This is a genomic window from Polyangium fumosum (assembly GCF_005144585.1).
GTDB lineage: Bacteria > Myxococcota_A > Polyangia > Polyangiales > Polyangiaceae > Polyangium > Polyangium fumosum.
This window is the reverse complement of the sequence record NZ_SSMQ01000002.1, coordinates 63,654-82,840: the sequence shown is the minus strand read 5'-3', so window position 1 is coordinate 82,840 and position 19,187 is coordinate 63,654. Positions and strand designations below refer to the sequence as shown.

Sequence of the window (19,187 nt, the reverse complement as noted above, 5' to 3'; positions counted from 1 at the left end):
GCGGCCGCCTGCGCGGCGCGCTTTTGTCCCCGCCCGACGGGCTCGGGCGGGGGACACGAAACCACGCGTATCGGGAGCCGTACGTCCCCACCTGGGAGGTCGGCACCCTATATTGACGCAGCACCCATGCCATCCAATCGCCAACGCGCCGGCAGGCGGCCTGCCTGGCCGAGGCGCTCGACGCCTGCGGCAGGAACTCGCGCAGGGCCGGAAGCCACGTCACACTTGCGGACTGTGCTTGCCCACGCTCCCATCGTGCTCTTCACGCTCGACGAACGCGGTGTCTTCACGCTCCAGGAGGGGCGCGGGCTCGAAGCGGCGAGGCTCCACCCGCAGGAGGAGATCGGCCAGTCGATTTTCCGCCTGTACCAGGACTACCCGTGGGTCACGGACAGCGCGCGGCGAGCGCTCGCCGGCGAGAGCGTGCGTGTGGTCGGGGAGTTTCAGGGCGTCTGGTACGAGGTGGATTTCATGCCGCTCCGGCTCCCGGAGACCAAGAGCGCGGGCGTGCTCGGCGTCGCCACGGACGTCACCGCGCGGAAGCGCGCGCAAGACACCCTCGAGCAGCAGCAAGCGGTGCTCAAGTACGTCATCGCGAACGTCCCTCACGCCATTTTCTGGAAAGATCGCGAGGGTCGATTTCTGGGCGGCAACCAGAATTTTTTGAATGATACGGGCACGAAGACCCTGGAGAACCTCGTCGGAAAGACCGATTACGACGTTTGGGGTCGGCGCGAGGACGCCGACGCGTTCGTCAAGGCCGATCGCGAGGTCATGGCGGGCGGCGCGTCCATGCTCGACATCGAAGAGCCCGTCCTCCGCACGGATGGAGCGCGGCGCGTGTTGCTCACGAGCAAGGTCCCGATTCGCGACGAGAGCGGCCAGGTGACCGGGCTGCTCGGCATTTACGCCGACATCACCGAGCGCAAGCAGATGGAGATCGACCTCCAGCACGCCAAGGAGGCCGCCGACGACGCCGCCCGCGCGAAGGGGCAATTCCTCACGGTCATGAGCCACGAGCTGCGCACGCCGCTCGCGCTGATCCTCGGCCCGCTCGCCTCGCTGCTCTCCGGGGAGGCGAACGAGCGCGCGCCCCTCTCGCCGGGCGTACGCGCGGATCTCGAGCGCATCCAGCGCAATGCGCGCAGGCTCCATCGCCTCGTCGACGACATCCTCGATTACCAGAAAATCGAGGCCGGCAAGCTCACGGTCGACTGGGAGGCCGTCGACGCCGCGGAGCTCTGCGCCGAGCTCGTCGACGCCGCGCGCCCTTCGGCGGTGCGCGGCGGCATCACGCTCTCGCTTCGGTCCTCGGTCCTCGGGCCTGTCCCGCTCGATCGGCGCAAATTCGAGAGGATCGTGCTGAACCTGCTCGGCAATGCCTTGAAGTTCACCCCGCCGGGCGGGAGCGTCGTGGTCCACCTGCGGAAGGTCGAGGACGCGCTCGAATTCGCGGTCGAGGATACGGGGCCGGGCATTCCAGCGGACAAACAACACCTGCTCTTCCGACAGTTTCAGCAAATCGACGCCTCGGCGACGCGCAAGCACGAAGGGACGGGGGTCGGGCTCTCGCTCGTCAAGGAGCTCGCGGAGCTGATGGGCGGCGAGGCCTCCGTGGAGAGCACGCTCGGCGTGGGCTCGCGTTTTTTCGTGCGGCTGCCGTGCGTCGCGGACCGCATGGCCGATCCGCGGCCTGCGCCCGCGCCGGCCTCTGCGCCGCTGTCCGCGTCCCGCGCGGGCCATTTCGAGGCGCGCGCGGCGAGCGCCCGGCGCGTCGAGACGAGCGGGCGTGGCCCGCGCGTGCTCGTGGTCGAGGACAACCCCGACATGGGCTCGTATCTGGTGGATCTCCTCTCCGCCGAATACGACGTCGAGCTCGTGACGAACGGCCGGGCGGCGCTGGGCGCCGTGGAGGCGCGGCGCCCCGAGGTCATCGTATCGGACGTGATGATGCCCGAAATGGACGGCTTCGAGCTCGTCCGCCGGCTCAAGCGAGACCCCGCGTCGCGCGCCATTCCGATCCTCCTCTTGACGGCGCGGGCGGGGTCCGCCGCGGCGGTCGGGGGCCTCGATACCGGCGCGGACGATTATCTGAGCAAGCCGTTCGAGCCGGCCGAGCTCGCGGCGCGCGTGCGCGCAGCGGCGCGTCTGCACCGCGCGCACGTCGAGCTGGCCGAGAAGAACCGCGCGCTCACGGCGACCTTGCAGCGGCTCTCCGAGACGCAGGAGGAGCTCGTGCAGGCCGGGAAGATGGCGGCGGTGGGCACGATGCTCGCGGGCCTCTCGCACGAGATCAACAATCCCCTCGCGGTCGTCCTCATGAACGCCCAGCTCCTGCTCCGCCGGCTCGACGCGGCGAAAGGGGCGGCCGTCGACGAGGTCGGGCTCCGCAAGGCGCTGCACACCATCGAATCACAATCGACGCGTTGCTCGCGCCTCGTGCACACGTTGCTCGACTACGCGCGTGAACATCCGACCGGTCGCGAGCCGTGTGACGTGCGGGCCGCGCTCGACCGTGTGCTCGCGTTCACGGCGCCTCAGGCACGCGCGCGCGAGGTACGCCTCGACGTATGGCAGGATCCGGAGGCTCCGCCGGCGGTGCTCGCGAATGCCGCGCAGCTCGATGCGGCTTTGCTCAACGTGGTCGGCAATGCGCTCGACGCCGTCTCCGAGGGCGGCGCCGTCTCCGTCGTGGCGCGGCCGCTCGACAAGGGGGAGGACGCCGCCCCCGCCGTGGAGATCGAAGTGCGCGACACCGGATGTGGGATCCCGGCCGAGAACCTCGACCGCATCTTCGAGCCCTTCTTCACGACCAAGCCGCCGGGGCAGGGGACGGGCCTCGGGCTCACGCTCACGCAAAGGTTCGTGGCGGACCATGGCGGGCGTCTCTGCGTCACGAGCCAGCTCGGCGTGGGGACGACGGTCCGCATGTCGCTGCCGGCGGCGCTGGGATGAACCACGCGGGCCCCTGCGCCGACGAGGGGGTCCTCCCCCCTACGACCTGAACCGATACGCGCATCGGTTCGGGTCCTCCCCCCTACGACCTGAACCGATACGCGTATCGGTTTGGGTCCTCCCCCCTACGACCTTCCCCCGGTGCGCATCGAGCGCCGCCGCGGGGTCGTCACCGCCGCCGGACCAGGCTCCCCTTCTGCCCGGCTTCGAGTGTACCTTCGCCCACCAGGAACAGCTCCGTCGGGCCCTTGCCCCAGATGCCCTGGAGCGCCGCGGCGCCGTGGGGCCAGTTGAGCTCGTCCTTCCAGGTCTTGCCGCCGTCGGTCGTGTGCTGGAACTGCTGGTTGCGGCCGATCACGTAGAGGTCGCCCTTGCCCACCACGCGGATGCCCAGGAGCTCGTCACCGTCGAAGCTCCCGATCGATTTCCACGTCGCCGCGCGGTTGTTCGATTCGTACACCGTGCCCTTCGCGCTCACGGCGTACAGGTAATCGATGCTCGCGCCGTCGATCTGCCGGAGCGGCGCGTCGAGCGTGTCGACCGGCAGCTTCGCCCAGAGATGCCCGCCGATCTTCGATTGCAGCACGATCGGCGCGCCGTCCTTGCTCGCCTGTCCCACGACGTAAATGTCGTCCGCGCCGCTGCCCCACACGTCGTACAACGTGCCGACGACGCCGCTCGTGTCCTTCGTCCACGTCTTGCCGCCGTCCGTCGTGTTCAGGATGTTCCCGTCGCCGCCCACGACGTACACGTCGTCCCGGCCGCTGCCCCACACGGCCATGAAAAAGGTGCCCGTGATCGGGATCTTCTGCGGCGTCCACGTGATGCCGCCGTCCGTCGAGTGCATGATCGCATTGCCGCCGACGACGTAGATGTCGTCCGGGCCGCTGCCCCACACGCACCGCAGCCACGCGTCCTTCGGCGAGGCCTGCCGCGTCCAGTTGATCCCGGCGTCCTCGCTGCGCAGGATCGTCCCGCCGCCGCCGACGGCGATCACGAGCTTGTCGAGGCCCCAGATGCCGCTGAGCGTATCGACGTAGTTGCCGCGCTGCCCCACCCACGCCGAGGCCGCGGCGTCGGGGAGGGTGAGCGTCAGGGGGCCGAGCGCGGGACCCTCGTCCTCGGGCTCGGTGACCTCGGTCTTCGTATTCGTGACGGGTTTCGTCGTGGTCTGCGTTTGCGGACCGCCGCACGCAGAGGCGAGGAGGACGACCGCGAGCCCCGCGCACGGGACGGAATGAAGGAATCGAGTGACTCGGCGCGCCATGAGGTGCGCGTAGGGTAGGCCAAGGTGGGCGAGGGCGTAAAGGTTCGCGTGCGCAGGAGGCCCACACGGCCGCGATGGTGATAAGGTTTCGTGGGAGCCGGGAGGCCGCTCGATGAGGCGGCTACGCGGTCACGAACCGATGGCAGGCTGGGGACAGGGAGAACCACCGGGGCCGAAAGCACCGGCGGTCCGCGGCGAAATAGCGTGGGAGTACCTACGCGAGCGCGTCGACAACGTGATCGGGTTCTGGGTCGGCTTCGCGTTCTCACCGGTGCCGGCCGAGCTGCGCATCTTGCGCGGGCGGGTCGAGCGGCACATGACCGGCGCGAATCACGTGATGGTGGCGCTCGTGCCGAGCACGCCGGAGGAGCTGCTCGGTCTGCCGACGCGGCTGCTCGAAGATCGTAGCTTCGCGAATGCTTCGCTCGTCTGGATCGAGGCGCTGCACGCCGAGGCGCCCGGCGCGCCCGAGACGCCGTGGACACGCGCCTGGGAGCAGACGGTGATCGAGATCGAGGCGCTCTTCGAGGAGCTGCGCGGCGTGCTGCTCGGAGGCATCGTGCTCGCCGCGCCGCCGGGCGTGGTCGATCCCGTGTCGAAGGCCGCGCCGGATCTCTGGCAGGTGAAGGCGATGTCCTTCCTGATCACGCCGCCCAACGCGGGCGCGGTGCGGCCGAGCACGCCGCTGCCCGTGCGTGGCGGATCTCGGCCCTCGACGAGCTCGATGCGCGTGGCGACCGCCGATCCGGACGACCTCGTGGCGATCTCGCAAGACCCGGAGCGGCTCAAGGTCTGGCAAGCCGAGAACTCGGCGCGCACGTCGTCGCCGCCGATGCCCGCGGCGTCGTTCGCGCCCGCGACGCTCAACACGCGGCCGACGCCGCCGCCGCCTCCGCCGCGGGCCGAGGTGATCCGCGCGCACGCGCTCGTCGACGCCGCCGAAGGGTTCTTGCGGCAAGGCCGGATGCAGGACGCGAAGGACGCGGCCGACGAGGCGGCGACGCTGCTGCGCGTGCGAGGCGACGCGCTCGACGAGGCGCGGGTCTTCGCGGTGCTCGCGGAGATCGCGACGGAGAACGAGGACCTGTCACGCGCGGCGGTGCACGTGCAGAAGGCGCTCGCGATGTACGGCGCGCGGATGCCCGGGCAGGTGCCGCCGGCCTGGTATTGCCTGGCGGCGCGGATCGCGCGGGAGCGGCGCGAGCACGTGGCGGCGACGCGCTTCGAGGAGCTCGCGCTCGGGGCGATCCGCGCGATGCGGCAAGGCGACGAGGGGCCGGACGCTTTGTTCGAGCTTTCGGACGCGCTCGAACGGATCGGCGATGCGCGGCTCGCCGCGAACCAGCCGGCGGACGCGGCGGTGGCGTTCTCGGAGTGTCTGCTCTTGCGGCGCCGGGTCCTCGCGGCGCTCGGGGAGGGGCCGGAGGCGCTCGGCGAGGTGTCGTATTCGCTGAAGCGGCTGGCCGACGCGTGTGTGCACGCGAGTGACGTGGTCGGCGCGGTCGCGGCGTATCGCGAGGCGGTGGCGATCGATCGGAAGCTCTACGCGGCGAGCGAGAAAAACGCGGAGGTGCGTTACCAGCTCGCCGACTCGCTCTGGCGGTTCGGGGACGCGCTCACGTCGAGCGGCGATGCGTCCGAGGGCACGGCGATGAGCGAGGAGGCGACGCGTCTGCTCGCCGGAGCGGAGGCGCCTTCGGGGCCGCCGTCGCGGACCTTTGGTCCGGCATCACGTCGGGGGCCGCGCCCGGGGCGCTCGTGGTAATCTCCGCGTCCCGACCATGCTTTCCCTGAACGCCGAGTGGACCCGTCTCCTCCACAAGTACCAGGACGATCACCAGGACCCGCGCAACCAGGCTTGCCACAAGGTGGGCATCCCCCTCATCGCGCTGAGCTTTCCCGTGGGCGCGACGCTCGTCGGCCTGCCGCTCGCGGGGGCGATGTTCACCGTGGGCTGGGGTTTCCAGTTCGTGGGGCACGCATTCGAAGGGAAAAAACCTTCGTTCGTGGACGACAAGCGGAGCCTGGTCATCGGGCTGCTCTGGTGCATGGAGAAGTACGGCGTGCGCGTGTACGAAGAATTGCCCGCGGCATGACGACCTCGCCGCGCGTGCCAAGCGCGCGTGGATGAGGCAGCATGGAGCCCGCCGATGCGCCTTTTTTCTGCCCGTCTCGGGCTCGTTTCTGCGGCGCTCCTCGTCGCCGCTTGTACCAACCCGACGCCCGTCGCGCCGCAGCCGCCGCCGTCCGCCAAGCTCGCGGAGTCGTTTGTCGCGGCGCTCGACGCCGAGGCGGCCGATCCACGCGCGTCGGCGAAGTACCTCGACGCGATCGATCGGGCCGTCGCGAACGGGCGTGATCCCGAGGCGCTCGCCACGGTCGTCGCGTCGCTCGATGCGCTCGCGTTCCGGGAGGTCGAGGCGCTCGGGTTGCCCGGAGAACAGGCCGTCGCGTATCGCTCGCGCGAGGTGATGCCCGCCGTCGTGGAGCGGCTGCGCGCGGCGTGGACGGCGGCGGGCGAGCGGCTCGCGCAGGGCGACGATCCGGGCGTGCTGCCGGTGATGCGCGGGATGCTGGCGACGGCGCTGCACGAGCTCGCGATGTACGTGGGGCAAGAGCAGGCGGCGATGGTGTGGGGCGAGCGGCGGGGATGCGCGCGGGAAGCCGCGCTCGTCGCGCCGCTCGATTTCGCCGCGCTGCGAGGCCTCGCGGAGCCCTCGCAGGTCGTGCCGACGGGCGCGTTTGGCGCGACGTACCCGGGCGCGCGGCCGTTCTTCGCCGAGGTGACGCCGCTCGTGGTGCGCGCGGACGCGTGCGCGCTCGACGTGAACGCGACGTTCTCGCTCCCCGGCGTGCGCGCGGTCGTGGTCGACATCGAGAACCCGCGCGAGCAGACGGTGTTCGTGTCGCTCGCGTCGAGGTCGGCGGCGGTCGTCGACGTGGCGGGGGCGCGCGTGATCCGTCGTGGCTTCGAGGCCGGCGATGGAGCCGTGACGCGGCTCGGGCGTGTCTCGCTGCCGGCGGGGCGCGCGCGTGTGGTCGTGCGGGTCGGGCAGATGAGCGACGGCGATCAGATCGAGCTCGACGTGTGGGGCGACGACGGCCTGCCCTTGCCGCTGCGCGCGCCCAAGGCGGGCGACGTGGCCACGGTGAACAAGGCCTCGGGCGCGACGCCGATCGAGATCACGGCGTCGAGGTCCGGGAACGAGACGCTCGCGCTCACGACGGCCGCGCTGCTCGGGCTCGGGGAGGCGCGCGTGGCCGAGCATCTCCTGGAAGAGCGAGGGTTGCCGGAGACGAGCAGCCCGCGCGTGTTCTTGCTGGCCGCGCGCGCGACGGCGAAGGCCGACGATCTGCCGGACTCGAAGCAGATCGAGCGGTTACGCGCATATACGGAGAAGACGCTCGTGGCCTGGCCGAAGGCCTGGGAGGCGCTCGTGACGCGCGCGGCGCTGACGGAGCGCAGGCGCGTGGTCGAGGGGCTCGCGGACGCGCTCGGCGAGCTCGGCGTGCGTCCGCCGGCGTCGGGGCAGGCCGCGGACAAACCCGCGGCGGAGAAGGCCGTGACGGACCCGATGACGCTCACGTACGTGGCGGCCGCGGCGAAGCGGGGGCAGATGCTCGACGTCGCGGAGGAGGCGTACCGCGCGCTGGAGACGGCCGTGCCGGGATCGCCGCTGCTCGCGCGGGTCGACACGTACCTGCACGGGCGGGTCGGCGCGGACGCGGTGAAGGCGGCGTGCGCGGGAGGGACGAGCCGCGCGGATCTCGCGTGCATGTACGCGCATCAGCAGCGCGGAGACACGCGCGCGGCGCTGGAGGAGCTCGGCCGCGTGCGGCGCCTGCGCTCGGCGCCGGATGCGTTCCGCGATGCGGAGGTCGGGCTCCATGTGCTCGCAGGAGATCTCGACGCGGCGATCGCGGCCTACGACGCGACGCCGCCGGCGCGGAGGCGTTTGCTCGACGCGCTCGGTTTCGCGGCCGGCCGGAACCGGTCGGACCTCGTGCGTCCGCGCCTCGAACGGGATCAACGCGTGGCGGCCGACGCGCCGTATGCGATCCCGATCCTGCGTCGGATCCTCGCGCTCGAACCCGATCAAGCGCGCGACCTGGAGGTCGAAGGGGCGCGCCTCGTGTCGGCGGATCGCGCGGCGAACGTGATGCCCGGCGCGGGCACGGCGGTGCTCCGGCACGTCGAGCGGTACGCCGTGGATGCGGGCGGCGTGCTCCGGTACCTCGTCTACGATCTGCGGCGCGTGTCGGGCACGACGGACGTCGCGGAGGGCGCGGTCTCGTACGGGCCTTCGATCGAGGCGAACGCCGCGCAGCGCTTGCTCCGGCGCCGCATCCACAAGCGCGACGGCCGCGTGGTCGAGCCCGATCAGGTCGCGATGGCCGCGCAGAGCCACAGCGATCTCTCGGAGCTGGAGAAGGGCGACTACGTCGAGCAGATCCTCGAAGGGTTCGTGGTGCCGGACGCGGGCGGGCAGATCGTGGTGGACGGGCCCGACCTCCTGCCGGCCCGCACCGGCGTGCGCGAGGCGGAGATCGAGCTGCGCCGCCCCGCCTCGCTCGCGCTCGGCCTCTGGTCGCACCCGCTGCTCGGCAAGCCGCAGGTTCGCACCGACAAGGGCGACGAGGTCCGGGTCTGGCGCATCGAGAACAAGGAGCCGCGCCGCATCGAGGACGGCGTGCCGCGGCTCGAACAGGCCGTGACGATCAGCTTCGGCACGCAGACGTGGGCGAACCTCGGGCGTTTGCTCGACGATCACGTCCGCGCGCTCGAAGACAAAGATCCGTACGTCGCGCGGTTCGCGCGCGAGGCCGCGGGCAGCGTCACGGCGCCCTCGCGCGCGCTCGTCGAGCGTGTGGTCACGGCCGTGGGCAAGCGCGTGAAGGTGCCCGGCGGCGGCGAGCTGTCGGACGTGTCGGCGATGTACGGCACGGGGCCGCAGCAGACGACGGCACGTACGGTGCTGGAGCTCGGCCAGGGCAGCCGCGCGCTCGTCGTGTGGCGCGCGCTGCGCGAGCTCGGCGTGGACGCGCGCCTCGCGATTGCCGAGACCGAGCCGTTCAGCGGCGCGGCCGATTTCCCGCCGCACGTGGGCCGCTTCCGGTATCCGCTCGTCGTCGCGCGTTTGCCCGAGGGCGAGTTGTGGATCGACGCGGACGTGGACGGTCCGCCCTTGCCTCCGGGCCGCGTGAGCCCGGAGCTGCGGGGGAGGAACGCGATCCTGCCCGACGGCAGCCTCGTGACGGTGCAGGGCGACGCGAGCGAGAAGGGCGACGAGGTGGAGATCCGGCTCGCGCTCGACGCGTCGGGCGTCGCGCGTGGCACGTTCTCGATCGCGCTGCGCGGGCGCGAGGCGCAGTCGCTCGCGGACTCGCTCGACATGGTCGTCGGCACGGATCGGCGCGAGATGCTGCGCAACGTGGTGCTCACGTGGGTGCCCTGGGCCGACGTCGAAGACGTGGAGCTCGGATCGAGCGAGGGCTCGTGGGAGGTCTCGGTGCGCGCGAAGATCGCGATCTTCGGCTACTCGCAGCCCGAGACCCGCGACGGCAAGACGTGGCTCTTGCCGGGCCTCGAACCGATGCACCTCGCGCGTGGCTTCTCCAGCACGCTCGCCTCGTTCTACGCGTCGCGCGCGGGCCGCGAGAGCGCGCTGACCATCGACAGGCCGCTCCAGTACCGCGTCCGCCGTCGCATCGAGCTGCCCAAGGGCGCGACGGTCGCGCGCGCGCCGTCGTCGGTGAAGGTCGCGCACGAGGGGTTCTCGGCGTCCCGCGAAGGCTCGTACAAGGAGGGCGTGATCGAGGAGGCGTTCGTGCTCGATCTGCCGACGGGCACGGTGTCGGCGGGCGAGTACGACAGCTTCGTCGACCGCGTGCGCGCCGTGGACGACGGCTTCATGGCCGGCACGCGCGTGAGGGTGTCGCCCTGAGCCTGCGTACCATGCGTCCCCAGCCGCCCGAGCCTCCGCGCGCGCCGGAGGGCATGCTCTTGGATGTGCCGCTCGCGCCGCGGACCACGCTCGGCGTCGGCGGACCGGCTGCGCGGTACATCGAGGCGCGCACCGAGGAGGCCGTGCACGAGACGCTCGCGTGGGCGCGTAGCCAGCGCCTCGATGTCACCGTGCTCGGCGGCGGCTCGAACGTGCTCGTCGCGGATCGCGGCGTCGACGGCCTCGTGCTCCGGGTCGCAGTCTCCGGCGTGAACCACGCGATGGAGGGCGATCGGGTCACGCTGACCGCGGGCGCGGGCGAGTCGTGGGATGCGCTCGTGGCGATGACCGTGGAGCAAGGCTGGGCCGGGCTCGAGTGCCTCTCGGGCATCCCGGGCGACGTGGGCGCAGCGCCGATCCAGAACATCGGCGCGTACGGGCAAGAGGCGGGCGACGTGATCACGTTCGTCTACGGGATCGATCGGCGCAGCGGCGCGACCGTGGGCATCGATCGGCTCGGCTGCCGTTTCGGCTACCGCGACAGCGTCTTCAAGCGCCGGGCGAGCGGCAGGTTCGTGATCGTCGGCGTGACGTTCTCCCTTCAGCGCGGCGGCTCGGCGGCCGTGCGGTACGCGGAGCTCGATCGGCACCTGCGCGACACGGGCGCTCCGCCTTCGCCTTCGCTCGCCGAGGTGCGCAAGGCCGTGCTGGAGCTGCGGCGCCGCAAGTCGATGCTCGTCGAGGCGGGGGACGAGAACGCGCGCAGCGCAGGCTCGTTTTTCGTGAACCCGACGCTCGACGAGGCCGCCTTCGCCGAGGCCCGCGCGCGCATCGAGGCCGCGAACGTGCTCGAACCCGGCGAGAACCTCCCGCAGTTCGTGGCGGGCCCGGGTCGCGTGAAGCTTCCGGCCGCGTGGCTCATCGAGCGCGCGGGGTTCAAGAAGGGAGCGGGCGATGGTCCGGTGGGTCTGTCCACGCGCCACGCGCTCGCGATCGTCAACCGCGGCGGCGCGACGGCCGAGGACATCCTCCGCTTCGCGCGTCGCATCCGCGACGGGGTGCTCGCGCGCTTCGGCGTGCGGCTCGTGCCCGAGCCCGTGATGCTCGGCTTCCGGCCGGAAGAGGTCGAGGACCTCGTGGGGCATCCAACGACCTGATTTTGCGGCTTGTTGTGCCGCCGCGAAGGCGGCTACGCGCTACGCTCTCGCCGTGGTCGAACCTCTGGACGAAGGCAAGGCTCCGCAAGAGGCGCGCGACGAACTCCCCGAAGGCGAGGAGAGCGCGGAGCCACGTACCTTCCGCAGCATCCGGCCGCCGAAGCCGCTCGACGAGGACCTGCTCGACGAGCTCGGGGCGCGCCTCGCGACGATGCCCGAGCCCGTCGCCACGCTCGCCGTCGGCGTGGAGATCGCGCGGGCCGAGGGGGACGCGACCGGCGTGCGCAAGCGCCTCTTCGAGCTCGGGATCGGCATCGTTCGGTATGGCTTTTCGCTCGGCATCGCCGCGCTCGTGGCGAAGCTCGGCGGCGCGGCGGCGCCGAGGCCCTTGGCGGAGGCGCTCGCGCGCGCGGCGCGGATCTCGGACGGGATGTGGTGCGAACTGACGCGCACCGTCGGCAACGCGCTGAAGCCCTACGACCCGGCGCTCGCGCAGATGCTCGCGTTCACGTCGCAGCGCCCGCTGACCGAGCTCATTTCGGCGCGGAACGATTTCATCCATCGCGGCGGCTCCGGCGACAACGCGCTGGAGAAGCTGATGGCACTGCTCGAAAATACCGAGGGGCTCCTGTCGCTCTCGCTCCGGTGCGTGGTGTCGCTCGAGCCGCCGACGTACGAGGCGCGGATGGGCACGCCGCTCCGGGGCGGGGTCTGGCGCAAGACGAAGGGCGCGTTGCCCGCGGGCGTCGAGGCCGGCGTCGCGTACGTGGTGCGCGAGGACGGGACGTGGATGCCCGTGTCGCCGTACCTGCCGCTCGTCGACAAACGTCTCCTCTTCGCGGACGGTCCGCACGCGCCGGGCAAACCCTGGCGCTGCACGGATCCGGAGATCGGCGAGCATCGCGAGCACCCGCCGGTCGACCGCGCGATCCGCAAGCTCGTGGGCGAGGACAAGAACGCGCCGCAGGAGCTGACGGACCGGCCTCGCCTGGTGGGTCGGGACGCGGCGGTGAAGTCGCTCGAGCGCGCCGCGGAGGAGGCCGCGTCGGGCAGCGTGCGCATGGCGCTCGTGACGGGATCGTTCGGCGTGGGTCGGACGCGGGTCGCGGACGAGATCGTCGAGGCGGCCGCGGCGTACGGGTTTGGGCGCGTGATCGACGCGCGATGTTCGGTCGAGCGAAGGACGCCGCTCCGCGCGCTGCGCACCGCGATCGAGGGCGTGAAGGGGCTCGGGCGCATGCGCGACGCGATCGAGCGCGCGCTCTCGGTCGAGGCCGCGATGACGCGCGCGGCGCTGGAGGCGTCGATCGAGGCGATCGAGGAGGCGCTCGTGGAGGCGAGCCTCGAAGAGCCGACGGTGCTCGACATGGACGACGCGCAGTGGGCGGACGAGCACACGCAAGGGCTTTTGCGCATGCTGACGGATCGAGCGATCCGCAAGGGACGCGGGCGGCTCTTCGTGATCGTGACCGTGCGTGACGAGCCGAACCCGAGCGTCGCGCTGCGGCGCTTCGTGGGTCGCGTCGAGCAAGGTATCGGCGCGGGCGCGACGCGCGTCATGCTCGACGCGCTCTCCGCGAAGGACGCCTCGGCGCTCGTGCAGAACGTCGCGCCGATCGCGAAGGACATCGAGCGCGCCGTGGTCGAGGGGGCGGGAGGCGTGCCGTTTTTCCTCGTGCAGCCGCTCCTCGTGTGGAACGAGACGGGCGCGCTCGTCTGGCGTGACGCCGCGTGGCGGCCGCGCGACGAGTCGATCCTGCGCGCCTCGGTGCCGGGCGTGCGGGACCTTCTGCGCGCGCGGCTCGACTCGTTTTTCGATCCGGGCTCGGACGGCGAGCGGGCGGCGCAGCACGTGCTCGCGTGCGTCGCGCTCTACGGCTCGGGTTTGCCGGTGGAGCAGCTCGTCGCGGCGGTGGAGGCCGCGGGGACGTCCGCGCGGAGCGTGGAGCAGGCGCTCGAATTGCTCGTGGAGTCGGGGCTGCTCATCGTGCGCGGCGAGCGGCAGGAGTACGGGTTTGCGCAGGAGATCGTGCGGCAGGCGGCGCTCGAAGACGTGCGGCAGAAGCCGTGGTTCCGCCGCATCCACCGCAGCCTGCTCGAAGCCGTGGGGCGGAGCGAGGTGGCCGAGGAGAACGCGGCGTTCCTCGCGGCGGGCCGCGAGTCGCTCGGGGATCGCGAGGAGGCCGCGCGCTGGTACGGCAGGGCGGTGGCGAAGGCGCTCGCGGGCGGAGAGTTCGAGCGGGCCATGGAGCTCGCGGAGAAGCTCGCGCAGGTGACCAAGGGCGCCGAGCGCGCGCGCGCCGAGCTGCGCGTGGTCGACGCGTTGTTTCGCGCGGGGCGCGCGGCCGAGGCGAGAGAGCGTCTCGAAAAGATCCACCTCGACGGCGCGGCGGACATGGGCGTAAGGCTCGAAGCGCGCGTGCTCACGCTCGCGATCGCCGCGACGCTCCGGCATCTACCGTCCGATCACGATCCTGCGATCGTCACGGACGCGGACGCGCACGGTGACCTCTCGCTGCGCATCGAGACGCGGCTCGCCGCGGCGCGGCTCGTGCGGGGGCGGCGCGGGCTCGTGCTGGCCGAGGAGGCGATCACGCTCGCGGCCGGGAGCCCGCTGGAACTCCGGTACCGCGCGCTCGCCATGCGCCACGAGCTGCTCGCGGAGGTCGATCCGAGCGACGTCGCGAGGCTGCAACGCGCGACGGAGCTCGTGCGCGCCGCCGCGCGGGAGCTCGGCTCTCCATGGGCCGAGCTCGACGCGGACAACTCCTTTGCGTGCGCGCGATCGAACGCCGGGGATTTTGCGACGGCGCTGCCGCTGTTCGAGAGCATCTCGGCTCGCGCCAAGCAGTTCAAGTTCGGCACGCTGGAACGCGAGGTCCTCGTGAACACCGCGACGACGTATCTGCGTTCGGGCGATCCTGTGCGCGCGGCCGCTGCTGCGGCGCTCGCAGCCGACGCAGCCCGAGCCGCGGGGAACGCGGACCTGCTCATGGGCGCGCAGTCGGTGCGCGCGGACGCGCTCACGCAGATCGGGGACCTCGCCGCTGCCAAGGCCGCCGCCGACGAGGCCATCGAGGTCGCGATGAGCGGAGGGCAAGATTATTACGCCACCGTCACCCTCCTGCGTCGGGCCGAGATCCGATCACGCCTCGGAGATCCGCGCGCCGAGGAGGACGCGGCGCATGCACGCAAGCGCGCCGAAAGCGTCGCCGACGTCGACCTGGTCACGCGCGCGGAGGTCTGGTCGGCGCTGCATCACGCGCGGAACGGCGTGGAGGGGGCGAGCGTGACGCTCGCGGAGATCGTGCGGACCGTGGATGCCCGACAGGCCCCGCTGCGCGCTCCGACGAAGCGGATCCTCGATGACGCGCGGCGGCTCGTGGGCAGTTCGTCTACTCGATGATCACGGTGCCGCGCGTGCGCGCGCGCTCGATGATCACGGTGCCACGCGTCTTCGGCGCCGGCAGCTTCGCGAACTTCTCCGCCGCGTCCTTGTACGCCGCGCCCTCGCCCGTGTGCTGGAACGAGAACACCTTCAGGATGAGCCCATCACCCGGCTCCGTGCGCGCGACGAACGACGCGGGCTTGAACCCCGGCTTGCTCCCCGACGCACCGCCGAGGTCGAGCTCGAGCCCACGGATGCGCGGGCACCGCTCGATCCCCACGTCGCGGCACTTCGCGTCCTTTTTCGCCGCTGCGTCCGCGACCGGCAGACGCTTCATCCCGTCGAGGAGCTTGTCGTCCTTGATGCGCGTGACCTTGCCGTCCCGCACGCGCGCGAGCGCCTCGTCGAGGCTCCGGAGCGGCGTGCGCGACGCCGCGACGTAGATGTCCTCGAAGCCGAGATCCTTGTCGTTCAAACGAAACCGCGCGTCCCCGCTCGGGATGCGTGACTCCTGGCTGCCTTCGAGCGGGTTTTTCGTGCCGATCCGCTCGTCCGGGAAGAGCACCGTCAGGCCGCTGCTCGCGTTGTTCTGGAAGATGTAGACGTACGCCCGCGGCTTGACGTCGACCTTGAAGAACACGCGCGCGTTCGTCGGCAGCGGCTCGTCCGGTTTGACCGTGCGTGTCCCGCCGCCCGCGCTCTCCGGCAGCTCCGCCTCCATCGACAACGTGAGCGTCAGCTCTTCCTTGCGCTCCGCCTCCGGCACCGTGTGCTGGTAGAGCGTGTCGAGCGCGGCTTGCCGCTCCTCGTCCGAGGACGCCTGTTTCACCGCGGCGACCATCGAGCTGACGGGGCTCAGGAGCCCGAGCAGCGCCTTCTTCTCCGTGTCGTACGTCTTCTTGTCGATCGCGCACGCGTTGTAGTCCCGGCAGAGCCGCGTGTGCGCCGCGACGTACTTCTCGGTCTCCGCCGAGATGCGGCGGATCGCCACGTCCTCGAACGTCGCCGTGTCCGAGGCGAGGTTCAGGACGCCGATGTCGCCCGCGGCGAGATCACTCGAGCAATCGATGGAGCGACGCTCCTCCTCGCCGCAAGCGACGCTGCTTGGGCTCTTCACCACGCACGACGCGCTGAGGAGGGCGATGCCGGCCACGGCGAGCGCACCGAGGCCGAGATGCACGAAGCTTCGGCGTTGGGACATGGCTGCCGAGGGTACGGGGAAGGGCCCGCGTTTGCGAGCCCAGCCCGTCAATTGATCGTGAAGGACTTGGTGACGCTGACGGGCGCGCCGTCGAAGGGCGGGACGCGCGCGCCGCGGAAGACGCCGGCCACGCAGCCGCCGACCGAGGTGCCCGCGAAGGGCGGTCCTTGCACCTGCGCCGAGGTCACGTTGCCGCTCGGCGCGAACGTCACCTTCACCTTGCCCGTGCCCGTCGGGCCGTCCGCCGTCTTGCAGCTCTTCGCCGCGCCGGCCGCCGAGCCGAGCGCCGAAGAGGCCGCGCCGCGGTTGAACTCCTTGCCACCCTCCGCAGGCGGGGGCTCCGCCGTGGGCGCCGCCGTCGTCGTGGGCGCCGCCGTCGTCGCCGTGGGCGCCGCCGTGTTCGTCGGCCTCGGGCCCGTTCCGCCGCCCGAGCCAACGACAGGACCACCGCCGGCCTTCGCCGTATCCGTCGTCGCGGGCGTCGCGCTGCTCGCGGTCGGGAGCGCCGCGGCGATCGTGTCCGTGGGCGTCGGGGTGGGCGTCGTGGGCGCGGCGGACGCCGTGGGCGTCGCCGACGTCGTCGTGTTCTCCGTCGTCGTCGTGTTCTGCGGCTGCCCGCGCAGCAGGAAGAACGCGGCCGCGCCTGCGACCACGATGCCGAGCGCGATGCCGACGACGAGGCCCGCCGAGCTCTTCTTCTGCTCGGGCACCTGCACCATCACGACCTGCGGGATCTGCGTGCCGGTCAGCGGGAGCTGCGTGCCGGTCAGCGGCATCTGCGTGCCCGTCATCGGGATCTGCGTGCCCGTCATCATGCCCGGCATCGCGGCCATCATCGGCTGCGGAGGCGGCTCCACGACGGGCGCCATGAGCGGAGGCGGCGCGAGCATCGGACCGCCGAGGCCGCCGCCGCCGAGGTTCATGATGTCGTCGAGCCCGCCGCGGCCGTCTTTTTTCTTCGGCTCGTCCTTCGTCGCGGCCTTCTCGGCCGCGGTGAGCGCCGAGAGCGAGAAGAGCACCGAGTTCTCGTTGCGCTCGCCGACCTGGTTGCCCTTCGGCCCCGCAGGCGGCACCGAGGCGCGCGCGGGCTCCGGCTCGCCCTTCTGCGATCCGAAGAGATCTTGACGACCGCCCGTCTTGCGCGCCGCCGTTTGGTTGCGCGCGGCTGCGGGCGCGGCGCCCGCGCCCTCGGGCATCATCAGCGTCGCGTTCATGTCGTCTGCGGGCGGCGCTGCGGCGGCTGCGGATGCGCCGCTGCTGCGACCCACGGCCGACATGAGCTCCGCGACCTGCGACACCGGCAGCCAGTCCGACATGCCGTCCTTCCAGACGTACGTGTCGTTCGTGACCGTGCCCGTCGCGTACGCGGCTGCGATCGCGGCGGTCGACATCGTGCGTTGGTCGTCGTCGCCGACGTTGACCGTCCAGTCGCCGCCGCCTGCTGCGGCTGCGCTCGGATCACCTGAGAAGACGCGGGTCGCGCCGTCGTCTTCTTCTTCGTAGCCACCCTGGCCGTGTGCATCGGGCGCGGCTTCGTTCGCGTTGACGACGATGGCCGAGCCGCACTTCTTGCACTTGATCTTGACGGTCTTACCGACGACTTTTTCGTCGGCGATCGTGTACTTCGCCTGGCACGACTGACACGTAATCTTCATGGGGAAAGCTGCCCTTCCGGGTCTCGCGCACGTGCACGAACGATCGTCTTGCTCTCTCGCCGAGGACCTGCGGTCCGGTCGTTACCGGCTTCTCCGTACGCCGTCACAAAGCATAACGGTTTCGCACGAGCGCGATCAAGCAACCTACAGGTGCTCGTTCGACGTGCGAGCAAGCCACCCGGATCTACCCGGCCCAGGTGTCAGCGGTTCAGGGGTACGAGCGTCGTGCCGTCTGCCCCACAGAACTGCGCCTCGGCGCCGTAGCGCTCCCCGCACGTCGGGCAGACCTTCCCCGCCGGACCCCCCGCGCGGGTAGGGGAAGAGCGTGCCGGGGCTTGGGCCTTCGGGGCCTCCGCATTCGCCTCGTCCTCCGCGCCGGCCTCGGCTTCCGCTTCTGCCTGCGCTTCCTCGTTCCGCTCGGCTTCCGTCTCCGCGTCCGTCTCCGCGTCCGTCTCCGCCGGCCTCCGCCCGCGCCGCATCAGCACGAGCCCCGCGAAGCCGAGCGCGAAGGCGAGGCCGATCACGATCGCCACGAACGTCTGCTTGCGCTCCCGGCCCACGTCGTCCGCGACGCCCTTGCGCCCGCCGACCGCCCCCGTGGCGATCACGACCACCGCGCCCTGCTCCCCCTGCGGATCGAGCGTGCCTGCCGAGAGGAGCGCGTCGTACTTCGTCGGGCTCGTGATCTCCACGGCGACCGGCACGCCCTTGCCGGACACCGTCGCCACGAGCTCGACGCGCCCCTCCTCGGCGCCCTCCGCCACCGTGACCGTCCCGCTCCCGTCGACGGTCACCTTCGCCGCGAGGGGACCGGGCGTCACCGTCCACGTCGGCTTGACCCAGACAGCACAGCCTTCGCTGTCCGTGACCACGGTTCGGAAGGAAAAACGATCCCCCGGCCGGAGCGTCTTTTTCGCCGGAACCACCTCCAGCCGCGCCGGATCTCCCGCCACCTTGCACCCGTTCAGGGGGGCTTTGGGCGCGGGCGCGGCGGCGCTCGCGGCGGCGCTCGGGGGCGGGCTCGCGGAGGGGCTCGGAGGCGCGGCGCTCGCGGAGGCGCTCGCGGAGGCGCTCGGCGCGGCTTCTTCGCCGTCGCGCTTCACGAGCCCGAACGATCGCGACCGGCTCGCCGTCGCCGTGCAGGTCACGCCCTCGGCCGTGACCTTGTGCTCCGACGTCTCCTGCATCGCGATCGACGTGTCCGTCGCCGACACCGTCGTCGTGACCGTGATGCGCTCCTTCTCGTTCGAGAGGCTGCACCGCGTCCGCCAGAACCGCCCGCCGCCCGACTGCGAGTGGCTCACGCGCCCGAGCCCCGGCGCCTGCTCCCAGCACTCGGCCGTGCTCCACGCGCGCCCTGCGCCCACGATCGACAGCTCGCCGCCCTGCTCGCGGATCTGCACCGACCCGCCGCCCCCGCCTTGACCCCGCGGCTTTGGCCCGCATGCGTCCACCCAGCCATCAAAGGACCAGCTCTCCGATACGGAGCTTGCCGACCACGAGCCGCTCAGCGTCGGTTTGCCCTGGGCGCTCGCGCTCGCGGAGCAGGCCGTCGTCGTGGCGAGCGCGAGGGCCACGAGCGAGCGACGTGCGAAGGAACGTGTGCAGCGCACGGTCGA

The 19,187-nt window shown here is 71.6% G+C and carries 10 protein-coding genes; 6 read left to right on the top strand and 4 right to left on the bottom strand.

What is annotated here, in order from left to right; genetic code table 11:
- The first annotated feature begins 126 nt into the window (after nt 1-126).
- Nucleotides 127-2,955 carry an ATP-binding protein gene (locus tag E8A74_RS02345; RefSeq protein ID WP_136927248.1) on the top strand — a complete coding sequence of 943 codons (2,829 nt, stop codon included), beginning with the start codon at nt 127-129 and terminating at the stop codon, nt 2,953-2,955.
- 169 nt (nt 2,956-3,124) lie between these two features.
- Here the strand turns inward: E8A74_RS02345 and E8A74_RS02340 are convergent, their stop codons facing one another.
- Nucleotides 3,125-4,222 carry a WD40/YVTN/BNR-like repeat-containing protein gene (locus E8A74_RS02340; RefSeq protein WP_136927247.1) on the bottom strand — a complete coding sequence of 366 codons (1,098 nt, stop codon included), beginning with the start codon at nt 4,220-4,222 and terminating at the stop codon, nt 3,125-3,127.
- A gap of 139 nt (nt 4,223-4,361) precedes the next feature.
- On the opposite strand from E8A74_RS02340, the gene E8A74_RS51775 reads away from it, so the two are divergent.
- From E8A74_RS51775 to E8A74_RS02310, 5 genes are read left to right on the top strand one after another with little or no spacing between them, the layout of a single operon-like run.
- Nucleotides 4,362-5,987, top strand: a complete 1,626-nt coding sequence (locus tag E8A74_RS51775) for a tetratricopeptide repeat protein (protein ID WP_170228791.1) — start codon at nt 4,362-4,364, stop codon at nt 5,985-5,987.
- Between the two features lie 16 nt (nt 5,988-6,003).
- Nucleotides 6,004-6,318: an Mpo1-like protein gene (locus E8A74_RS02325; RefSeq protein ID WP_136927245.1), complete on the top strand. Its 315-nt coding sequence runs from the start codon at nt 6,004-6,006 to the stop codon at nt 6,316-6,318.
- 54 nt (nt 6,319-6,372) lie between these two features.
- Nucleotides 6,373-10,167, top strand: coding sequence for a hypothetical protein (locus E8A74_RS02320; protein WP_136927244.1), 3,795 nt, complete (start codon nt 6,373-6,375; stop codon nt 10,165-10,167).
- An 11-nt stretch (nt 10,168-10,178) separates the two neighbouring features.
- Entirely contained in the window at nt 10,179-11,324 is a 1,146-nt protein-coding gene (locus E8A74_RS02315) for a UDP-N-acetylmuramate dehydrogenase (RefSeq protein ID WP_232379333.1), read from the top strand.
- 52 nt (nt 11,325-11,376) lie between these two features.
- A complete protein-coding gene (locus tag E8A74_RS02310) occupies nt 11,377-14,730 on the top strand; it encodes an ATP-binding protein (RefSeq protein WP_136927243.1) in 3,354 nt (1,117 codons plus the stop codon).
- Here the strand turns inward: E8A74_RS02310 and E8A74_RS02305 are convergent.
- From E8A74_RS02305 to E8A74_RS02295, 3 genes are all read right to left on the bottom strand, one after another.
- Nucleotides 14,720-15,913 carry a DUF4384 domain-containing protein gene (locus E8A74_RS02305; protein ID WP_136927242.1) on the bottom strand — a complete coding sequence of 398 codons (1,194 nt, stop codon included), beginning with the start codon at nt 15,911-15,913 and terminating at the stop codon, nt 14,720-14,722. The genes E8A74_RS02310 and E8A74_RS02305 overlap by 11 nt on opposite strands.
- A gap of 47 nt (nt 15,914-15,960) precedes the next feature.
- Nucleotides 15,961-17,568, bottom strand: a complete 1,608-nt coding sequence (locus E8A74_RS02300; protein ID WP_136927521.1) for a zinc-ribbon domain-containing protein — start codon at nt 17,566-17,568, stop codon at nt 15,961-15,963.
- A 200-nt stretch (nt 17,569-17,768) separates the two neighbouring features.
- Complete coding sequence (locus E8A74_RS02295) at nt 17,769-19,181, bottom strand: hypothetical protein (protein ID WP_136927241.1); 1,413 nt, start codon at nt 19,179-19,181, stop codon at nt 17,769-17,771.
- Between the last annotated feature and the right edge of the window lie 6 nt (nt 19,182-19,187).